This window comes from Phocaeicola sp. (genome assembly GCF_057861905.1).
In genome coordinates this window covers 1-22,189 of the sequence record NZ_DBMACV010000060.1, presented here as the reverse complement: position 1 = coordinate 22,189, position 22,189 = coordinate 1, and the positions used below count along the sequence as shown (strand labels likewise).

The 22,189-nt window shown below is 39.4% G+C and carries 16 protein-coding genes and 1 pseudogene; 7 read left to right on the top strand and 10 right to left on the bottom strand.

Annotated elements, in window-relative coordinates:
* Positions 1 to 860: 860 nt before the first annotated feature.
* Positions 861 to 965, bottom strand: a complete 105-nt coding sequence (locus tag ACZM60_RS11300) for a M23 family metallopeptidase (protein WP_418830523.1) — start codon at positions 963 to 965, stop codon at positions 861 to 863.
* A gap of 104 nt (positions 966 to 1,069) precedes the next feature.
* Here ACZM60_RS11300 and ACZM60_RS11295 point away from each other — a divergent pair, with 104 nt between their 5' ends.
* The 4 genes from ACZM60_RS11295 (at position 1,070) to ACZM60_RS11280 (ending at position 4,384) form a co-directional block, all read left to right on the top strand.
* On the top strand, positions 1,070 to 1,312 hold the full coding sequence (locus ACZM60_RS11295) for a hypothetical protein (protein ID WP_489521560.1): 243 nt from the start codon (positions 1,070 to 1,072) through the stop codon (positions 1,310 to 1,312).
* Positions 1,313 to 1,752: 440 nt separating this feature from the next.
* The gene (locus ACZM60_RS11290) at positions 1,753 to 2,001 is read left to right on the top strand and encodes a hypothetical protein (RefSeq protein WP_489521559.1); all 249 of its coding nucleotides are present in this window, start codon (positions 1,753 to 1,755) and stop codon (positions 1,999 to 2,001) included.
* A gap of 136 nt (positions 2,002 to 2,137) precedes the next feature.
* Positions 2,138 to 2,545: a hypothetical protein gene (locus ACZM60_RS11285; RefSeq protein ID WP_489521558.1), complete on the top strand. Its 408-nt coding sequence runs from the start codon at positions 2,138 to 2,140 to the stop codon at positions 2,543 to 2,545.
* 594 nt (positions 2,546 to 3,139) lie between these two features.
* The gene (locus tag ACZM60_RS11280; protein WP_489521557.1) at positions 3,140 to 4,384 is read left to right on the top strand and encodes an alpha/beta hydrolase family protein; all 1,245 of its coding nucleotides are present in this window, start codon (positions 3,140 to 3,142) and stop codon (positions 4,382 to 4,384) included.
* 169 nt (positions 4,385 to 4,553) lie between these two features.
* On the opposite strand, the gene ACZM60_RS11275 is transcribed toward ACZM60_RS11280, so the two are convergent.
* The 8 genes and pseudogenes from ACZM60_RS11275 to ACZM60_RS11240 form a co-directional block, all read right to left on the bottom strand.
* The gene (locus ACZM60_RS11275; RefSeq protein WP_021970385.1) at positions 4,554 to 5,000 is read right to left on the bottom strand and encodes a hypothetical protein; all 447 of its coding nucleotides are present in this window, start codon (positions 4,998 to 5,000) and stop codon (positions 4,554 to 4,556) included.
* 190 nt (positions 5,001 to 5,190) lie between these two features.
* Positions 5,191 to 7,410 carry a glycoside hydrolase family 3 C-terminal domain-containing protein gene (locus tag ACZM60_RS11270; RefSeq protein ID WP_489521561.1) on the bottom strand — a complete coding sequence of 740 codons (2,220 nt, stop codon included), beginning with the start codon at positions 7,408 to 7,410 and terminating at the stop codon, positions 5,191 to 5,193.
* A 54-nt stretch (positions 7,411 to 7,464) separates the two neighbouring features.
* Positions 7,465 to 8,232: a hypothetical protein gene (locus ACZM60_RS11265; protein WP_489521556.1), complete on the bottom strand. Its 768-nt coding sequence runs from the start codon at positions 8,230 to 8,232 to the stop codon at positions 7,465 to 7,467.
* Complete coding sequence (locus ACZM60_RS11260) at positions 8,222 to 9,481, bottom strand: glycoside hydrolase family 5 protein (protein WP_489521555.1); 1,260 nt, start codon at positions 9,479 to 9,481, stop codon at positions 8,222 to 8,224. The genes ACZM60_RS11265 and ACZM60_RS11260 overlap by 11 nt, the downstream gene beginning before the upstream one ends.
* Positions 9,482 to 9,618: 137 nt before the next feature.
* Positions 9,619 to 11,217 (bottom strand): RagB/SusD family nutrient uptake outer membrane protein, encoded by a 1,599-nt coding sequence (locus tag ACZM60_RS11255; protein WP_489521554.1) that lies wholly within the window; start codon positions 11,215 to 11,217, stop codon positions 9,619 to 9,621.
* A gap of 21 nt (positions 11,218 to 11,238) precedes the next feature.
* A pseudogene (locus tag ACZM60_RS11250) lies at positions 11,239 to 14,417 on the bottom strand (SusC/RagA family TonB-linked outer membrane protein).
* 337 nt (positions 14,418 to 14,754) lie between these two features.
* A complete protein-coding gene (susR, locus tag ACZM60_RS11245; RefSeq protein WP_489521553.1) occupies positions 14,755 to 16,515 on the bottom strand; it encodes a SusR family glycan utilization regulator in 1,761 nt (586 codons plus the stop codon).
* Positions 16,516 to 16,683: 168 nt separating this feature from the next.
* Entirely contained in the window at positions 16,684 to 18,105 is a 1,422-nt protein-coding gene (locus ACZM60_RS11240; RefSeq protein ID WP_489521552.1) for an ATP-dependent DNA helicase, read from the bottom strand.
* Between the two features lie 96 nt (positions 18,106 to 18,201).
* On the opposite strand from ACZM60_RS11240, the gene ACZM60_RS11235 reads away from it, so the two are divergent.
* The 3 genes from ACZM60_RS11235 to ACZM60_RS11225 are packed head-to-tail and all read left to right on the top strand — an operon-like array spanning position 18,202 to position 20,241.
* Entirely contained in the window at positions 18,202 to 18,888 is a 687-nt protein-coding gene (locus tag ACZM60_RS11235) for a hypothetical protein (protein WP_340319868.1), read from the top strand.
* A 7-nt stretch (positions 18,889 to 18,895) separates the two neighbouring features.
* A complete protein-coding gene (locus ACZM60_RS11230; RefSeq protein ID WP_489521551.1) occupies positions 18,896 to 19,720 on the top strand; it encodes a DUF3822 family protein in 825 nt (274 codons plus the stop codon).
* Positions 19,711 to 20,241 carry an RsmD family RNA methyltransferase gene (locus ACZM60_RS11225; protein WP_418585944.1) on the top strand — a complete coding sequence of 177 codons (531 nt, stop codon included), beginning with the start codon at positions 19,711 to 19,713 and terminating at the stop codon, positions 20,239 to 20,241. The genes ACZM60_RS11230 and ACZM60_RS11225 overlap by 10 nt, the downstream gene beginning before the upstream one ends.
* 94 nt (positions 20,242 to 20,335) lie before the next feature.
* Here ACZM60_RS11225 and cls read toward each other — a convergent pair whose 3' ends face one another.
* Positions 20,336 to 21,769: a cardiolipin synthase gene (cls, locus tag ACZM60_RS11220; protein WP_489521550.1), complete on the bottom strand. Its 1,434-nt coding sequence runs from the start codon at positions 21,767 to 21,769 to the stop codon at positions 20,336 to 20,338.
* Positions 21,770 to 22,189 lie beyond the last annotated feature (420 nt).

The following is a 22,189-nucleotide window of genomic DNA, read 5'->3' as shown; positions in this document are numbered from 1 at the left end:
GGTTAATTAACTCTCAAAGATATTATACTTTTCTATCATTGTACCAATCCAAGAAGCAAGTTATCTTTTTAAGGTCATTAATAAAAGTTCGATAATCTGTCAAATCTGCGCACATCTTTCAAGACATTAACGACAAAACCCGGCTTAAACAGTAAGTTTAGCCGGTTTTTTTATTGACCTAAAGGCACTTTGCATAATTATCCACAAAAACAAGGTTCCATATTCGGTGACATGAACGCTAATCTGAAGTTTACCCATTCCCAAAGACAAAAGAAATAGAAGTACATCCAATCGTTTCAACTCCTTAAAAAACGACAAACAGTAACCAGCAGACATAAAATGAGCTGCACCAAACTTTATTAAGTCATGGCACAGCTCATTTGCTTGCAGTTAAAAACAATCAAGTTTCCAATTCAAAACTTCCTCTTTCCTGAAGGTATCACTTCCGTCTTACGAGTTTTATTCTAAACAAGATAGTTTATATGTTCTTTCTTCAAGTACATTATTTGACAGAATTGTTATCCAGAACCTGGAAAGCGGTATTGTTGAAATGACTCCAACTGAAGCACGTCCTTATTTATCTACCTGGGTACAAAGAGATGATATTTGATGGACTGATAAGAATGATATATATGTAAATTACGGTAACTCTTTATCCGAAAGCACCATATAATACAACTCCAATTGCTTCTACACGTACTTTTAAGCCTGTGTTTGTAGAAAATAAATAAAAGATTTTTAGAAAGGTGCGTCATATTATTATGTCGCATTTTTTTGTCTTAATGTAATCTTTTCCTGAAGTTTTTGCGTTCACGCATATTGTCCATCCGCTACATAGACAAATGCTACCGTAAAGCAGGTTATCCGAACTTGTGCTGTATTATAATGCATCGTCCATAACCTCCTTTTCGTCCGGCATATATGACAGTTCCAGAACCGGCTGCATAGACCGGAGTGGCAAGCACAACGGCTTACTCCATACCAAAAAGGTCAGGAACGAGTCAATAGGGCTATCGCTGAATTTCAAGATGAAGGAGGGTTAGTATTTCAAAAAAAAGTTACAGTAGAATTGAATGGAATACGGAACCGTTTTGATTTTGTTGGAGAAAAAGACAGAATTCTGCATTTGTTTGAAGTAAAGAATGGACCTACAGCAAGAATGACTCCTAACCCAAAAATCAATATTCCTATAATGCAAAAGCAAACTCCACCTTTTATTCCTATTGGTAATAATGCAAAAAGCATAACTTATTTTAATATTGGTCAGCCGTATACTGGTAATTATGTTGTTATATATAGAAATTATTTCTAAATTTGAACATTTAATACGTGTAAAAAATGAAAGAGTTACAAAAACAAATAATCCATATAGTAACGGAACGCCTTAATAAATATGGATCCATTAAACGTAGTGGAGATTTTTTAGAGAAAAAGATGATAATGTATTACAACAGATTGAATTTCAGACCAGCTAATATCATCCAATAAAATCAATAACACCACACATTGGAGTTTTATATAAAGATGAATTTAATTTACGGAGAAAGTATTTTGATTTGCATTGGCCTTTCCCCAATTATAAATATTCGACTTATTCAAATGCATTAATGAATATGATGGATAGAATAGATTGGGAATTTGCTAAAGGAGATGACATTACCCCCATAGTAAACAATATGATAGAATCCATTATGGAAATAGGAATATCATATATAGACTATATTTCTGATAGAAAAAAATTTTATTTCAGAAATGGAAAATAGAAAAATTAGAGAATCAATATCTCATAAAGCATTGCCGATTGCATATTATTTGGAAGGGCGAAAAGACCTCGCTTTATGGAGATTGAATTATTATATTCAAGATTTTGAGACTGATTTATCCGGTTGGATGAAAGAGGATGAAAACTCCCATTTTACCCGTGGAGCAAGAAACGCATTACAAGATTATCTAGAATTTGCAGAAAAATTGAAAAAGGTGATGGAAACTGAGTCCAGATAAATCTAAAATCATCTTTATTTAATAAGCCATTTCGATACCTTACGATTAAGGTGTTGAAATGTTTTTATAGAGACAATCTATATCGGTTAAGCAATCAGTACCTACCACCTACTACACTTATGATGCATACGGAAAGGTGGAAAGTGTCAGGGAAGAAGCACCCGAAGGAAACATCATACGCAAAGGGGATGCAGGAGAAATGGTATATGCCAACCCCAACCGACCCTATGCCACTACAGGAAACACACCGGAAAAAGAAGCCTGCATACACAGTGGACTGCAGGTGGGATATACTGCCGCAAACAGACCCGCATGGATAGAGGAAGAAAACGGAAGGGCAGAATTCACCTACAATGCTCAGTTCGACAGGGTACGGATGAGAATGGCCGAAGAGGGAAAGACGGTATACACAAGGTATTACCTCGGAGGGAACTATGAAGCCCATTGCAACAGCAGCGGAACGGAGGAAAGGCTCTATGTAGGAGGAGACTGTTACGAAACGCCTGCACTCCTCGTCAAAAAAGAAGGGAAAACCGAGTTGTAATTCTCCGGCACTCATGGCCTTCCGGTTTTTCAACGCCTCTTGTACTCGGAGAACGAGATTCGTATGTCCAGCTTCAAGAACCGTGAATGTAGGCAGCCAGACATTGGCCACACGCACAAGATTGAGCTGATACCTACGCCAATGCTCCAGTGTGAGTGTATTCATCCAGGCAATTTCACTGGGAACGGAGTTCTTCAGCATGTTGATGGCAGTCATCTTCACGCAGGTCAAGTCTATATCTATTCTTTGCGCACAGTCTTTTCTATCTGGACTAAACTGATTCATCTATGCTGAATATGTCTTCTTTACCCCACCAACCTCGATGATATAATCCCCATGAAGTAATATTTGATAAAGTATTGGTAATAGTGAATTTTTTCATAAATGCAACGGTAAGTCAATTTAAATATTTACATTTGTATAATTACAATTAAGCCTTGATAGCCTTATATGATTTATATCTCGTAACGAAATCAAAGTTCTTCGGAAGTATAAGGAAAAAGCACACCGGGAACTTTTCCGGGTGCGTGACGAACAGAAAACATTCAGGAAAATAAAAGTAAATACAGAATTATAACTATAAAAAATATGACAATGAAAAGACTTGTTTCATTGATACTGGTTATAATAACAGTATCAACATCATTTGCACAGAAAATAGGCGGTACATGGAAGGGAAAACTAAATGCAGGAAACCAGAAGCTCGAAATAGTATTTCATTTTACACGAGGAGACGGTAATGAAACAACATGCAAGATGGATGTCCCAGCACAAGGAGCCATGGGTATACCAGTAGATATAAAATCATTGACAGAAGATTCAGTCAGCCTTCAGGTTGATGCAATCAAAATGGTATATAACGGTAAACTTACCGGAAATAAAATATCAGGAACATTCAATCAATATGGGATGTCATTTCCTCTGGAACTGGAATCCGGCGAACAGGAAAAACTTAACAGGCCGCAAGAACCACAAAAGCCATACAGCTACAAAACTGAAGAAGTCACTTTTGTAAATGAAAAAGCAAATGCCAACTTATCAGGTACATTGACATATCCTATAGGATATAAAGAGAACAGAAAAGTGCCTGTAGTCATTATGGTTACCGGCAGCGGTGCGCAGAACAGGGATGAGGAAATATTCGGGCACAAACCTTTCCTCGTCATTGCCGACTATCTGGCAAGAAACGGTATAGCTTCTTTGAGGTATGACGACAGAGGTACAGGAAAATCAGTTGGCGGTGCCAGAAAGGACTGTACATCGGAAGATTTTGCCGAAGATGCAGAATACGGACTGCTGTGGTTGAAAAAAAACGGCAAATTTGACAAGATAGGTATTCTGGGACACAGTGAAGGTGGAATGATAGCTTTCATGTTGGGAGCAGAAAATAAGGCCGACTTTATAGTAAGCATGGCTGGACCCGGAATAAAGGGCGATTCATTATTAGCCGAACAACAGAATGCAATATTGAAACTTAAAGGTATTCCTGCCAATTATAACGTAGAATCCATCCGTAGAGATATGACCTTCCAACCCAAGAACCCATGGCTGGAATATTTCGTTAATTATGATCCCCAATATGATATAGAGAAGATTTCAATACCTGTAATGGCTATCAATGGAAGCAATGATGTACAGGTAATATCCAAAAGCAATCTAAAAGTTATAAAGGAAATTCTGTCTGGCAAGAACAGCAAAAACCTTATAAAGGAATATCCTAACCTCAATCATTTGTTTCAGAACTGCACTCCAGAAACAGCTTTTGACTACTATAACATTGAAGAAACCATTTCGGAAGAAGTATTGAAAGACATTGCTTCATGGATTAACGGTCTATAATTGTATTCATATAAAGATAGAATGGTACTGAAATATTTAAGAAGAACCTAAAAACAATGAGGCTGCAACTCATAGGTTTGAAAGACAGCCTCATTGTTTTTACATTAATTTCCGATTAGATTGAATGAATATGATATTCAGAAACTAACATTATCAATCGGTACATTAACTATACAAAGGGAGAATCAATGACGATTTTAGAACCATCATTTTTATTAGTTAACATAATCAAATTGGTGTTATCAACGCATAGCGCATAGAAGGTACCAATAGATTTTGTCCAAAAATAGCCCCAATATAAAAAGACAGATGTAGCAAACAGACGAACAGAGAACAAACTCTTCGTTTTTATATGAGTAATAGTATGCTCTTTTTTAAGAAAAACTATCTCTCCTACAATTAGTTTAATTCGTATAGTATCATTGTCTTCATTTATACTTACTGGCATCCTCAAAACTGGCAACACAATCAATAATGTCGCTATTATGACAACAATTCTTATTAAAGTATTTCCTTCCGTGAACGCATAATAAATAGCATAACCAACAATTGCTGATATAATTATGGAGTATATAATCAGCATTCTAGAAGGCAGTAGTTTCCTAGTAATATTCATAATAATATATTTTAATTTTTGACATCACAAATTTAATTTAAAAAACTATCTCTGCATAAGATTCTATATGGATTTCACATAGAGTTTGACAGAGTTCCCTTTCAATTTTTTTCGCTATCGTCCATCATTTTCAGAAAGAGCATTGTAATACAGACATTTTTCTTTTGACAAACGATGAACTACCTGAAACTTATTTCAACTGAAAAGCCACCTTCGACTTGATATCGGTAGCCGAAGCAGCTACAAGAGCTTCGAATTTACCCGGCTCGGCAACCCATGCATGCTGCTTATCGTCGAAATAACTCAGGCTGGACTTATCGATGGTGAAAGTAACCAATTTCGTTTCACCCGGAGCCAGCTGAATCTTACGGAAACCTTTCAGCTCTTTTACCGGACGAGCTACAGAACTCTTGACATCGCGTACATACAGCTGAACCACTTCAGCACCTGCCACAGAACCTGTATTTGTTACCAGAACGGTTACATGGATACTATCCGACGCGGACAGTTCGTTACGATCTAAGGTAGCCTTACCATATGAAAAACTGGTGTAGCTCAGTCCATGTCCAAACGGGAACAGCGGCTGGAGCTTTTCCTTGTCGCTCCAACGGTAACCGACGAAAATACCTTCCTTGTAAGCGATATTCCAAATATTCTCAGAAGCACGTTTCACACCGGGATAAGCGTCCAAACGATGACAGCCTACATTCTCCAGAGAAGTGGGGAAAGTAAACGGCAGACGGCCCGACGGATTTACATCGCCTACAATAACGGCTGCCAATGCATTGCCTGCTTCGCTGCCAAGGAACCATCCCTGAATGATACCCGGAACCTCATCAACCCACGGCATGGCTACCGCATTTCCTGAGATATTGACCACAACCAGATTCTTATTAGCCTTCGCAAGAGCTTCAATCACCTTATCCTGTCCGTAAGGAAGACCTAAAGACTGACGGTCGGAATCCTCACAGTCCTGACCCGCACTCTTGTTCAAGCCTCCAAAGAAGATGACATAATCGCAAGAACGAGCTACCTCGACAGCTTCTGCCAGTAGCTCCTCGGCAGAACGATTGTCGGAGAGATCCTGACCTGTCACGACTCCATTGTATTCACCACTGGCATCTCCTACATAACCACGGGCGTATACCACTTCAGCCTGACCGGCAAGACGATGACGGAGTCCGTCGAGAGGAGAAATTTCGTATTTTACTTTCAGTGAAGAACTTCCACCTCCTACAGTCATCATCTTGATGGCATTCTCACCAATCACAGCTACCTTCTTCACCTTATTCAAGTCGAGCGGAAGCACATTGTTACGGTTCTGGAGCAGTACGATACCCTCTTCCGCAATGTGGCGGGAAGTATCAAAATGTTCCGGACTACCGATAGAACCGAACGGACGATTACGGTCCATTGTCGTACGGAAAATAAGACGAAGTACCCGGCGAACCTTGTCATCCAGTTCGGCAGTACCTACCTTACCCGATTTGATACGCTGGAGATAAGGATATGCAAGATAATAATTGTCGTAAGCATTGCTGGTGCCATTGGAAAGTCCGTTCGTCCAACTGCCAAACTCCAGATCAAGCCCGTTGGAGATTGCCTCATCGGTATCATGAGCTCCACCCCAGTCGCTCACCACAACACCGTCGAATCCCCATTCGCCTTTCAGGATATCGTTCAGCAAATATTCATTGTGACAGCAATGCTGGTTCTTGTACAAATTATAAGATCCCATGATGCTCCACGCATGTCCTTCCTGAACAGCCGCCTTAAAGGCAGGAAGATAAATCTCGTAAAGCGCACGGTCATCGATTATAACATTCGATGTATGACGATTTATTTCGTTGTTGTTCAATGCAAAATGTTTTACGCAAGCAGCTACTCCATTGCTCTGGACCCCACGTACATAAGGTACCACCATCTTACTCGACAGATAAGGATCTTCGCCCATATACTCGAAGTTACGTCCGTTCAGCGGCGTACGATAGATGTTCACACCCGGTCCCAGCAAGATAGACTTATTACGATAGCGGGCCTCTTCACCGATGCTTTTGCCATAAAGCAGCGCCATGTCCGGATTCCACGTTGCCGCCAGACAAGTCAAGGCAGGGAAAGCCACACAAGAGTCGTTGGTCCATCCAGCCTGATCCCATTCATCCCACAGCACTTCGGGACGGATACCATGAGGGCCATCCGTACACCAGACTTCCGGAATGCCCAAACGGGGTACTCCCGGACTGCTGAATTTAGACTGAGCATGGATCATAGCTATTTTTTCTTGCAGAGTCATACGTGAGAGAGCATCCTCCACACGTGATTCTATAGGTTGATTACCATCAAGATAAACGGGCAGTTGCTGTGCTTGCACAGAGAATAAAGCAAGTCCGGCAACACATGCCAGCGCCATTTTTTTCATAAATTCGTTTTTCATCATATTTTCAGTTATAAATTTTCAACTATACTAACGCGATGACTTCAGTTCACCATACCATTTATTCAAAGCCTCATCTGCCAGTAAACGCATATCTTGCGCCTCCTTTACAGATAAGCCATCGGGTACATAAGTTATCACAGAAGGACTTTCTTCAAATATAACAGCATACTCCATACACGCAGCCAGATAAGAGGCTTTAAGTGAAGGATGCCGATTGTCGGTATATAAAGCAGCACATCCCTTTTCTCCCTGTGTTTCAAATAAAATCTTATATGCCATTCCTACAGGACACACCACAACACCAGGGATTTCCCGACAAACATTCAAATAGCTGCGTACCAGTTCCTCCGAAGATTCCTTAAACCGGGACCAGTCGCTGCTATATGCCCAGTTCATGGGAAGGACTATAACAGGCTGTTTTTCCGGATATGCATTGAGTAAAGCCAGCTTCCATAACTTAACACTCTCCATCAAGATTTCAGGACATAACCTGGGTAATGCACTCTGCTCCTGCAAAATAATATAATTCCAGTGACCAGACAATACAAGTTGCCGAGAAATTTCATCATTATAATGATACAACAAGGTACGTCCTAACTGGGTCCGTGCATGCCATCGCGCCTCCTTCCCCATACTTTTGACCATTTCATTAAATATCTCCGGCTGATTGTTGTAGTCGATCAGACTATTATTCAACGAAAAGATACTTACAGGCTGAGCTTGCATGACCTTCAGGCCAGAAGGTAAAAGCAGGAAAATCAGACAAATAAACCGAAGTATACCTTTAATTTTCATGGCAGGTCAATCCTATTGAAGTTATATAATCTTTTTGCGGAACACAATTCTCAAATCTGCAACTCTTTATAAAATCATTCATTGCCTTTCTCACCATGTCCTGATCCGGACGTGCCTCTCTTATATGCTGATAGGTATCACGCAACGTTTCAGAAAAGGCAATTATCTTGTCCCAGTTCTCAGGCATCTTAATGCCCATCATACACGAGTCGTCTTTTTTCTTATAAGGCCAAAACGTATAGCCAATATTGTTGTCGGTCATGACCTTACAGAAAGCGGCTTGCCACTCGTCCGTGTTGTGACCAATTTCCCCCATATACATAGGCAGGTTTACGCTATCGCGAAAATGAATAAAATCCTGAATAGCTTCTTTTGTAGGTTCACCTCCATAACGGTGACAAGTATACATCAGTTTATCATCATATCTGGCATCGCTGAACGGTTTGAAATTACTGTTCCATTGTGCTCCTCCCAGCAATATTATATGATTGTTGTCTACCTCACGTATAGCCTTTACCGCCCGTTTATGCAATGCTTCGAGCTTGCTGTTCAGTTCATCCCTGTTGTCAAAATAATGAGCTATAGGCTCATTTATTAACTCATACCCCAATATGACCGGTTCATTCTGATAACGTCCGGCTATCTTCTTCCATATATCACAGAACAACTGCTGGCTCCGTTCACTCTCAAACAGCCACGGGTAACCATAACTATCGTCTATATTATCGCCTGTTTGTCCTCCGGGGGCATCGTGCATGTCCAGAATGAGATATAGCTTATTGTCACGACACCAATTTACGACACTATCTATACGGGCGAAGCCATCCTGACTGACAGAAAGCCCCATATAATCCTCATCGGTAAACAATTTATAATGAAACGGAAGCCGGATGGTATTTGCACCGGAAGAGGCAATAAACTCAATATCCTGACGGGTAATATAATTGTCTTTAAACTGTTTCCAGAAATCAGCCGTAAAATCCGGACCAACCAGCTGACAAAACATATCGTTTATCATTCTGGCTGAATTAGTTTTTGTAAAGCCAAACATATAGCCTTCGGGATTCAGCCAGTTGCCCAGATTTGTACCTTTAATATATAAGGTATCTCCATTGGGCTCTATAAGACAAGTTCCCGATATTTTTATAAACTGTTGTTCATCCAACTGCTCATCTGTATTTGTTGCCGGCTGTTGGCAGGCAAACAATAATCCAGCCAATAGCAGTGATATAATATTCTGTTTAATCATAACCTTCAACGTTTTTCTTCCATAATGTAGATACTACCCTATGACGATTCACTTGATTTCGTCTGGTTTCATTAAAGGCACTTCATTCATCAAAAGTAATTTTCAACAAACGAAGTGCCTTTATACTAACTCATCAGTTATTTAGGATTCTGTACGATTGCAAATTCTTCACCCTTAGAAGCGGTCGCTTCGATTTCACTTTGTGGAATCTGGATGTATTTTTTATTTTCGTTCCAAGTTGTACGTTCAGGAATAGCCTGACCACCCCATACAAGTTTTTCCTTATCCTGCAAAACGACACCACCTCCGGCTTTCAGTACAGTAGCAGCCTTTCCGGAACGAACCAAATCAAAATAGCGTTTTCCTTCACCAACAAATTCCAGACGACGTTCATCAATCAGGTTATCTATGGAAACTGTTTTGTGACTTACTTTAGCACGGTCGCGAACTAAGTCATAATATCCTTGAGCAGTCGGAACGTCACCAGTTTCCAAGGCCAGTTCTGCTGCATTAAGCAAGGTTTCAGCATAGCGGTACAGGTGCAAGTTGTAATCCCAAGCCAAGTCGGCATCGCCCAGCGCACCTTCATTGCCACCCGGACGAGGCAAATACTTACGCAGGAAATAGCCGGTATTCTGATAACGCCCTCCGTAAGTCACGGTATATCCTTCGGCTGCCTTGTCCTTTATATATTTATCCATATTCAAGATACTTAGATCACGGCGTACATCTCCTTCATCGTATGCATCGTATACCTCTTTAGAAACAGTTCCAAATCCCCATCCACTACTGAACTCCGGAGATTCTTCATTAGAAGAAAATCCATCTACACCTATCATTGCAGGAAGTACAGTACCCCCAGGTGCATTAGCACTTCCCCAGGTACGCTCACTACCTTTGGCAATATAGTTCACATCAAAGATTATCTCCTTATTCCATTCGTTGGTCACATCCCAAAGTTCTTCAGCCGATACCAAGTCATATTCATGAGATTCAATTATATCCTTCATATACTGCAATGCCTTGCCATATCTGGTCTTGTCTCCCTGATACATTACATAATCTGCATATATCATGGCAGCAGCAGCCTGTGTCATACGGCCCTTCCACTCTGCCGGCTGGTTCATAGGAAGCACTTTACTGTCGAGCATATTTTCCAGGTCAGTCACTACAGCATCATACAGTTCGTCAGCCTTGTACTGGCGTGCCAAATAAGGTTCCTTCAAGTTTTCTTCATAGTAAGGAACGTTTCCCCACGTTTTCCACAGAACCAAATAATACCATGCACGAAGAGCATGTCCTTCCGCAATAAACAAGTTACGCTGTTCATCGGTAATCAAGCTCGAATTGGTAGCATTATCAATCAGACGAATGGAACGGTTTACCCCCGAATAGCTTCCCGTCCAGGCGCCACTGATATTGTTGGTAGGATCCGAACGATACTGGGATATCAAATGTATCTGCATCTGGTCGGTAGTAGAACTTCCTCCTACATAAATATCATCTCCCATAGAGTCCCAAACCAAATTCAAAGGAGCCCATCCGGAAAAATAATCGTACCAGTGCATGGGATCGTAAGCAGCAACAGCCGACTCCAGTATATGTGCATAAGTATCATAATAACCATCGATAACAACAGAGCTGGAAGGTTCTTCTGTCAAAAAGCTATCGCTACAAGATGTAAGATTAAACAGTAAAGCAGCGGCAGCAGCTATATATAATTTAGACTTTCTCATATTCAATCAATATTTAGCAATTTAAAAATTAAGATTTAAACCAACTGTAAATGTACGAGCCTGAGGGTAATATCCGCGGTCAATACCGTTTGATTTATCATTATTCAATTCCGGATCGAAACCTTTATACCCTGTAAGAGTCAACAAATTTTCGGCTGCTACATACAAGCGCAATCTTTGTACGAAGAACTTATGTGTCAAGCTGGCGGGCAATGTATAACCAATCTGAATATTCTTTATACGTGCAAAAGAACCATTTTTGATATAGAGATCGGAAAAATTACCCCAGTTGTTGTTTGCATCATCACCTGTCCAGCAGAAACGAGGCATTGTGTTTGATGTGCCTTCTCCATGCCAGCGGTCCATAAACTCTGCCGGAAGATTTACCCACTGACAGTCCAAACGACGGGTTACATCTGCAATTTCATTTCCCCATTGTCCTGAAATCAGCATACTGAAATCAACATTCTTATACGAAAGATTAAAGTTGAAACCAAATGTCCAATCGGGTGTACCTTTACCAATATTCGTCTTATCCTTTTCGTCGATAACGCCATCATTATTTAAATCTACAAAACGTACATCTCCCGGCACAGCGTTAGGCTGTATCTTTTGTCCATTCTTCGCATAGGCATTTATTTCGGCTTCATTCTGGAAAATTCCGGCAGTCTTGTAACCCCAGAAATAAGGATAGGGCTGTCCATTTTCTGCACGAGAAATATTTCCAATCTGATGTACATTATCCATTGTTTCAAATCCATCGGCATTACCTAAATCGATTAATTCGTTCTTCAGGTAACTTAAATTGGCCGAAATCCCGAAATTCCAATCATTCTTATGCAACTTATATCCCAATTCGAACTCAACACCTTCATTCTTCATTGAACCGACATTACCCCAAGGCTTTGATTCTCCCAGATAAGAAGGTACCGCCATCTCTTTCAGCATCCCGTTAGTCTTTTTATAGAAATAATCTACAGTAAAAGTAAGAGCATTGTTGAAGAACCCGAAATCCAAGCCTGCGTCATATTGTTCAGACTCTTCCCATTTCAAATCAGGATTAGGAGTTCCAGAAGGTTTAGATCCCATAATCAGTTTTTGCCCATTGCCCAATCCGCCAAAAACATAATTATTGTTTAAAGCCACATTAGCTGTATAACGGAAATTACCTATATTCTCATTACCATTTTTACCCCAAGACAAACGAAGCTTTGTATTTGTCCACCAGTCGGGACGTTTCTGGAGCCACGGTTCATTGGTAAGATTCCATCCTAAAGAAACAGAAGGGAAGGTTCCCCATTTATTATTCTGTCCAAATCTGGAAGAACCATCACGACGCAATGTAAACTGGAACATATAACGCTCTGCAAAGTTATAGCTTAAACGTCCAAAGTAAGAAGCCAGTGAATTAGGATCGCCGGCACCACCATATATGGTCTGCCTGCCGTCTGATGCCAGACCTGTTGTAAAATCAATATTGGCCTTATCTTCCAAATAAGCTATCATATCATATGCAGAGCCGCCGACATTACGACTTGTATAGCGCTCTGCAGATTGTCCCAATACAATAGCAAACGAATGATCGCCTATTGTCTTATCGTAAGTCAATACGTTTTCAATCTGCCAGGTATATCCACGATTCATGGAAGACCAAACTTCCGATTCCGTATTCTTGGCATTCTTATTCAAATAATAAGGATACTTATAGCCATCTGTTCCCCAAAAAGCCAAATCTGCCCCCCACGAGAATTTATATTTCAGGTTATCCCAAATGCCGATCTCGGCTGTTAAATTAGCAATAATTTTATCCGAATTATTTTTATCTACCGGCAAAGACAAACGTGCCAAAGGATTTGCCAACTCATTGAAATCGGGACTGGGAAGATTCAGTAATTTACCGGACAACTTATCATAGATAAAGCTTCCATTTTTATCCGGATCATAGTTACTCCCAGCTATTTCTTTTAAATCATCTTCACTATCAGCATAAACAGACATGGTTGGATCCATAAACAATGCATCTCCTAAAGCAGAACCGGTCAAATTACCTGCATCTATACCCCGACTATTTATACGAGAATAACTGATATTCATTCCGACAGTCATACTTTTCAACCAATTACGTTCTTTAGATTGATCAAAAAGTTTATACTGGGTATTACTGCGGAAAGATAAACGTTCATAATTAGAATGATCATAATTACCTCCGACAATACCTTCCTGGTTATAATATCCCATAGAAAAATAATAATTAATCTTCTCGGAAGCTCCGCTAATGCTTAACTGATGATTCTGTACGGGTGCACCATCGTTAAACAGAGCATTCTGCCAATCTGTTCCTGCTCCCAAAGTAGCAGGATTTTCAAATTTGGGAGTTGTACCGTTATAAGTAGCAGCTTCATTCATCAAGGTAGCATATTGAGATGCATTCAGCATATCACGGTGCTTCCACGCACTCTGCCATCCAAATGAGAAATCATAATTTACCTTTACCTTTCCTTCGGCTCCCTTTTTAGTCGTTACAAGGACAACACCATTGGCAGCACGTGCTCCATAAACAGCTGCTGAAGCAGCATCCTTCAAAACTTCTATGGAAGATTAATATTATCAATTCCACCTCCTATCGGCATACCATCTACAATATAAAGTGGATCTGAATTGTTTATAGTTCCGACGCCACGAATACGTACAACCGAACTTGCCCCCGGCTGTCCGTTCTGTGTTGTAACCTGAACACCTGCTGCCAAACCTTTTAATGCATTATCTACACGAGTAGGAGAAGTTTGAGCCAGTTCATCAGAACCGACTTTAGCAATTGACGCGGTCACTACACTCTTCTTCTGCACTCCATAACCAACAACAATCACCTCATCCAATGTTTTATTGTCTTCCTTTAAAATAATATTAAGCAGAGAAGAAGAAGCCTTTATCTCTTGAGTCAAATAACCAACAAAGGAAACTTCTATAAGTGAACTTTCAGGAACATCCATTAATGTAAAATTACCATCAAAATCTGTAATGGTACCTAAAGTAGTTCCTTTTACCAAAACACTTGCACCAATAATCGCTTCACCTGTCTGATCTTTTACAATTCCTTTTACTGTTAAATTCTGTGCCATTAATGCAATAGAAAAGAACAATAACAAGCAACATACAGAAAAGAACCTAAAACTTCGCGCTTGGGTTAATTTGTTTTTCATATTGTTTTTAATTTAAGGGTTAAAATAATTAGATGTTTTTCATGACAAATGTATAAATCAGTTAAAATACTTGTATATGCAAGTAAGGAAAAACAGTAAGGTGCAAAAAATTATAAATCTCTATTTATAAAATACTTAATCAGAAAAACGGTGAAAAACAAGTAAAGTATTTCCTCTATTAAAGGAAGTTATTAGAGTATCAAAATCAATAATTGTTAAAAAGAATCAGCTCTACAACATAATCTCTTTCATGTATATTGACACAAACGACAAGCGGTAATACCATCAAAAAGACAATATCACCGCCCCAGTAATTATAACCTTACGCTATTGCGTATCATGAATGCTGTACCTTCCCCAATGACTTTACATACTCTACAAATTCTTCTTTAGGAACCCTAGCTCGACTACGCATTTTCAAACGATTGTTATATACTGTCTGAGGGGAATAATGAAGAAATTCTGCTATTTTCACACTATCATTGATTCCTAAACGCACTAAAGCGTAAATTCGGAGATCTGTATTCAACAGTTCTCCTTCTTTCATTACAATCTGTTCTTCTGGACGCAATAGATTATTAAAATCACATACAAAATCAGGATATATCCGAAGAAATACACTATCGAAACTATGGTAGAATTCCTTCAACTCCTTTTTCACGATAGATGCTTCTGTGATTTGCTTGACCTCCTCCGATTGTCCTGTTTTCATTTTACGATTAATCGTTTTACGGAACTCATCAAGCTTACTTATGTAAGTAGAACAAATAGAGAATGCATAAGCTATATATTCTTCTGCAATATAATTCGATTCACGAAGTTGATCATTCATAACAGCCTGTTCCTCATTCAATAATTGTAGCTGTTTATTCATTTCTTCCATCTTATGGTGGGTTTCAGATAGTTGGTTAATATGTTTATTCAACGAACTATTCGCGTCGTTTAATTTTTGTCTGGACTCTGACAAATGCCTCATTTGCCTATATATATACAAAACAGAAATAAATAAGATGACCGAAAGAATACTTACCATTATCAAATAATTGGAAAGACGAACCTGTTGCTCCAAATTACGCTTCTGATATGCCTTATGAATCTCATCAAGTATAGATAAAATATCTGCTACACGAATACGATTATGATATGCTTGTCCCATTTGCAGACAATAGTTACCATAGGTATAAGCACGATCGATATCTCCCTTTGCAAACAAATCCTTTGTTAGCTCTTCCAACGAAGCTATATCCCGATTTGCCGTACGTATATCTGCCATGGCCGAATAAATAATATATTTCATATACGAAACGTTATCTCCATTATCCAAATATAAATGAGCCAAGACATACGAATTCAAAGCATCACGATAGGTATTCAATTTCGATTGTGTTACCTCCTTAAGCAATTTATTCTTCACTTCCAATGCTTTATCAGTTCCTCTAACTCCCCCTCCCATATACCAAAGGTAAAGAGGATGTTCAGGAGTTATTATCAGACAGATAGAATCTTTATAAAGCGCTTCCTTATTATAATATTCTTGCTGACTGTCTACATTTTCTCCAATATATTGTCCTAAATGAGAATACAAATAAATCATCTCACCATAATATTTTACTTTTAAAACAGACGATAAACTGCCTTCTGGTATAGTTCTTAATTCATCTGTGGCTTCTTTCAAAAGTCCCGTAGCCGTCAATAAATGAGCTTTTTTTATCTTCCAATTCAAAACACGTTCTTTCCAACCCTCTTTTTTAGCAATCTGTAAATTACAATTGATGTAGTATAAAGCAGAATCAGCATCATAAGCATAATACTCGTCATAGAACTTTTTATCCAACCAATATTCCTCCTCCAAAGAAGAAACAGTCGTTTTTTGTAGCCGAAGTTGAGATATTCGCAATTCTTTTTCTTTTTCAATTATTTCTTTTTGGGCTATAAGAGAATCGAGTTTTAATAATAGTCTTTCTATTTCTTCATTTTCCGCTATAGCTGCTAAAGGTATCATACCCAAAAAGAATAACAGACAAAAGAGAGTTTTCATATGCATTTTTTGATTATCAATTAAACAATGAACAAAGATATAACCTTTATTTCTAACCACACGATATAAATTTAATTAAGTTACGGCTTGATATAACATCATATCTACTACAAGTCATCTGTACATTTCCTTTCAGACTACATGGTTTCAAAAAGATAATAAAAACAACATGTAGAACAGTCCCCCAACAAGGTTATCTACAAAAGATTCCAATATTACCAAATTTTATTACTTTTCGGTTTGCTCCTCGGGCCAGTTCACCAGATAAAGCGTTTCAGTAGCACGGGTAAAGGCAGTATACAGCCAGCGGTAATAATCGGGGGTAAGCATCTCCTCCGTCATATATCCCTGATCGACGAACACACGCTGCCACTGGCCACCCTGTGCCTTATGGCATGTTACGGCATAGGCGTATTTCACCTGAAGCGCATTATACCATGAATCCTCCTTTATCTTTTTCATCCGTTCACGTTTTACGGTAATGTCACTGTAGTCTTCTTGTACAGCCTGAAACAATCTCTCACTTTCCTCTCGTGTAAGAGCAGGAGCATCCGAATGCAAGGTATCCAGCAAAATCTTTACATCGAGTTCCAGATCGTTGTAATCGGGGAAGCATAAGGTGACATCGGCAAAACGGAAACCATACATTTCGTGCGTACGACGTACCCGACGTACTACTGCAATATCTCCATTAGCTATGAAATCCAGCTCCTTGCAATCTGTCCCCCAATAATAATTGTTTTTGGCAACCATCAGCAGGTCGCCGGTATTCAGTTCATCCTCTCTATATAATATGGTATTGCGGATGCCTTTATTATATAGGTTAGCACGCTTGTTTGAACGGCAAATAATCATCGTTTCATCCATGCCTGCCTTGTCATAACATTCATTGATGGTATCTATCAATTCACTTCCTGAAATAATCCGAATATCAGGAAAACCGTTTACCTTTATCTGTGGCAACGAAAAGAAATCTTCTTCAGCAATATATCGTCTGAGGGAAGTTGCATTATACAAAATGCCGGAATCCTGTTCCTGACGAACGACCTGTGTCAGACAATGTTCTGTAACCTCCAGCCCGTACCCTTCCAGCATGGAAGCCGACAGAGCAGGACTTTCCTCCTCTCCTACAGGAGGTAACTGTGCCGTATCACCTATCAGCATCAGCCGACAACCTTGTCCGGCATACACATACTGAATCAAGTCATCCAACAGACGTCCGGTACCAAACATTCCCCCTGACAACCCTTCATTAGCTATCATCGAGGCTTCGTCGACGATGAACAATGTATGCTGGTGCAAGTTCGCATTCATTACAAAATTATCCAACTCGTTGGAAAATGTTCGCTGACGATAGATCTTACGATGAATGGTATAAGCAGGATGTCCTGCATAATGCGAAAAGACTTTTGCCGCACGTCCGGTCGGAGCAAGTAGTACGCACTTCTGTTTCAACTGGTCGAGCGTCTTGACCAACGCACTGATTAAAGTAGTTTTACCTGTTCCTGCATAGCCCTTCAAAAGAAAAACAGCATCGGTTTTCGGGGAAAACAAAAAATTTACAAAAGATTCGATAGTAATTTCTTGCTCACCTGTTGGTTTATAGAAAAAATTTCGTTTAATTTGCTGCGATAAATCATTATTTAACATAAATATCTAATAAAAAGTTCAGATAACTTTGACGTGGTTCAAGTTATTTATTTTATTTTTGCGCTACGAATATAAACTAAAAAAACAAATATTATCATGAAAACAGTTATTAATCTTGTGTTAGCTGCCTGCGCTATTGTTTTGGTATACATTTGCTACGGTAGTATTATGGGTCCTATCAACTTTGACAAAGAGAAAAAAGTCCGCGAAGATGCTATCATCGCACGCTTAATTGATATTCGTAAAGCTCAGCAGGAATATCGTTCAGTACACGCTGGTGCGTACACTGCAAGCTTCGATACTTTGATCAACTTCGTAAAAACAGCCAAACTGCCGTTCATCATGAAAGTAGGTGCTTTGACAGATGATCAGCTGAACAACGGTATGACTGAAAAGAAAGCAATGGAACTGATTAACAAGGCTAAGAAGACCGGTAACTGGAGTGAAGTAGAAAAAGCAGGTTTGCAGAACTTCCGTCGTGATACTATGTGGGTAGCTGTTATGGATACTATCTTCGAAAAAGGATTCAACCCTGATTCATTGGCATTCGTTCCTTACGGAAACGGAGCTAAATTCGAAATGGCTATCCGTAAAGATACTACTAAATCGGGTGCTCCTCTGAACTTGTTCCAGGCTCAGGTTAGCTACGATGTATATTTGAATGACTTAGACAGACAACAATTGATCAACTTGAAAGATACTCAGGAAAAACTTGGTAAATACTGTGGTTTGAAAGTTGGTGATATCGAACAGCCTAACAACAACGCTGGTAACTGGGAATAATTTATTTATGACCAACGGAAATATTGATTTTACAAAATCGAACCAATATACATTATCCATCCGTCTTAGTACGGATGGATTTTCTTTTTCTGTCTACAATCCTCTGGAAGAATGTGACTTTTATTTTCGGACTTATTCCGTAAACACACAACAGTCGATGGCTGCCAATGTGAAAGCCTTTCTTGCACAAACGGATGAACTGAAATATACTTACCGACAGATAAATATTCTTATCCATACAGTCCGCTACACGTCTGTACCTCTCGAGCTATTCGAAGATGAACAGATGGAAACCATCTACTACCAGAACTTCCGGAAACAGAATAACGAAATCGTCTTATGCAATGTATTGGGAAAGAGCAATGTTGTTGTGTTATTTTCCATAGACAAACTGACTCATCTGTTTCTTGCAGAGCAATTCCCCAATGCTCGTTTTTTCTCTACTATCAGTCCGCAAATTGAATATCTTACGAGTCGAAGCAAGTTAGGTAACAATAATAAACTGTATGCCAATATACATGCCAATAGCATGGATGTCTTAGCTCTCGACAAAGGCAGACTACAGCTCGTCAACTCGTATGCCGTAAATAATGCAGGCGACTGTGCATACTACTTGCTGAATATCTGGAAACAACTGACATACGACCAGGAACACGATGAACTGCACCTCACAGGAGATAACATAGTTTATCGACAACAGCTGTCTGAACAGTTGAAACAATATCTTCGGCGAATATTTATTATTAATCCACAAGCGGACTTCAATACGTCGCACACGGCCCGTATCGAAGATATTCCGTTTGATATACAATCTTTACTTATATGCGAGTAATCAGTGGTATCTATAAACGTCGCCGCTTTGATGTTCCTCATACATTCAAAGCACGACCAACAACAGATTTTGCAAAAGAAAATCTCTTCAATGTACTGACCAACTACATCGATTTTGAAGGCATCACGGCACTGGATCTTTTTGCCGGAACAGGAAGCATCAGCATTGAACTGGTTTCACGCGGATGCGAACGTGTCATTTCCGTAGAAAAAGATCCCCAGCATCACGCCTTTATCTGTAAAGTAATGAACGAAGTGAAAACAGACAAGTGCCTTCCTCTACGAGGAGATGTATTCAGATATATGGAACGGTGTAACGAGCAGTTCGACTTCATTTTTGCCGATCCTCCGTATGCACTAAAAGAATTGGCTACAATCCCCGATAAAATTTTTGAGTATAATCTACTTAAGTCTGATGGAATCTTCGTTTTAGAGCACGGAAAAGACCAAAATTTCGAAAGTAATCCACACTTTATCGAACATAGACATTATGGAAGTGTGAATTTTTCCTTTTTCCGATAAACAAATCTTCAAAACCTGAGTATTATATAATAATTATCCCTTGTAGTAACCCAACATTATCTGATACTACAAGGGATATTTTTTATTTCAATGCCTACAGTAACGGGGCAAGTAATCGTACAACCGACTCCATTACTTTATTCTTCCATGAACGCTGTGCCCAGATTTTGCGAGATAGCAGTAAGCTAAATTTCTGGTCAGCCAAAAAGATATTCTTCAGTCGCCTTATGGTTTCTCTGTCATAAAAAAAGACATTCGCTTCGAAATTGTGCTCAAAACTTCGAAAATCCATGTTAGTCGATCCAACTGATGCAAACTCATCGTCGGATACCCATAATTTGGAATGTAAAAAGCCTTTGCGATACAAATATATCTTTACACCAGCTTTCATCAATTCATCTAAATATGACAACGAACCCATATGAGTAAGAAACGTATCTGCACGCTTCGGCAAGATAATACGCACATCAACTCCTCCTAAAGCAGCAATCTGAAAAGCCGTCATGACTTCTTCAGTAGGAAGGAAATAAGGAGTTTCTACGTAAAAATAATGTTTGGCACTGCAAACAGCTTTCATCAGGCCTTGCATCAAATCGTGCCACTCACCCACAGGATCGGATGTCACAACCTGAGCTATAGTAGATCCATAAGCAGATAATTTGGGATAATATTCGGCAGAGGTCAACAATGTACGTTCTACCACATACCAATCAGTCAAGAATGAACTCTGAAGTCCGTATACAGCCTTCCCTTCTATACGCACATGAGTATCTCTCCATATTCCCCAGGATACTCCTTTTATATACCGTTCCGCAATATTCATTCCGCCAATAAATCCTACTCGACCATCAATAATAGCAATTTTACGATGATTACGATAGTTGACTTTACTTGTAAAGCGAGGAAAACGAACTTTCAGGAAACTTTGTACTTCAATGCCTTCACACATCATCTGATCATAAAACATAGGATCGACTCTCCAACATCCTACATCGTCGTACAACAAACGAATTTTTACTCCCTGACGTGCTTTATCTATTAGTAAATCACGAAGTAAACGACCGACTGCATCATCTTCGAATATATAAAACTGCAAATGAATGTGATGCTTCGCCAAACTGATATCGTGCATCAGTGCCTGTAACATTGAGTAACCATCTGTATAAATATCTACAGTATTTCCTTCGAAAACCCACGCGCTATTTACGCGGGTAAAAAAAGACATCAGGCGACTTGTACTTGCTTGTTCTCTCAAATGTTCCTGAGCTTCATATTCAGCTATCGGACGCTTATTAAGGCGTGAGTATCCTTTTCGACTGATTAGTCGTTCTTTTCGGGTATTTTGTCCAAAGAAGAAATAAAAAACGAGCCCTATTATAGGAAGAAAAAAGAGCACTAAAATCCAGGCCATTGTTTTCACCGGATTACGGTTATCTAAAATGACAATAAATATTGTTGCCAATATGATGCCAAAATACAATACATTGAATATTGCAGAAAACAATTCATTGATAACAATCGTATCCATAAGAAATCAGGTTTAAAACAAAAGTACAAGAAATTCTACGGAAAAACAAATACACACATCTACCTTCTTCTATAAACCTCTTTAAAACACTTATCAGATTAATGCAGATGATTCCTTACTATTTACACTTATGTACGTTATACCAGCTTCATAACCTTTTACAGCCTACTTCAAAACGGTATAATCAAACGACATCATCACGCTTTAAATCCTCGCAGCAGAAGGAACTCTTTCTTCCGGGATTCCGCCGGGGCAGAGGGAAATCTTCACTCCCACTTCCTTCGTAACATGAACTGCCGTCGGAGCCCCGGGATAGGGGCATAAAAAAAGGTCCCGCAGCAACGGTGCTGCAGGACCTTCAAGACGGCGACTACCTACTCTCCCACTTGCGCAGTACCATCGGCGTGACGAAGCTTAACT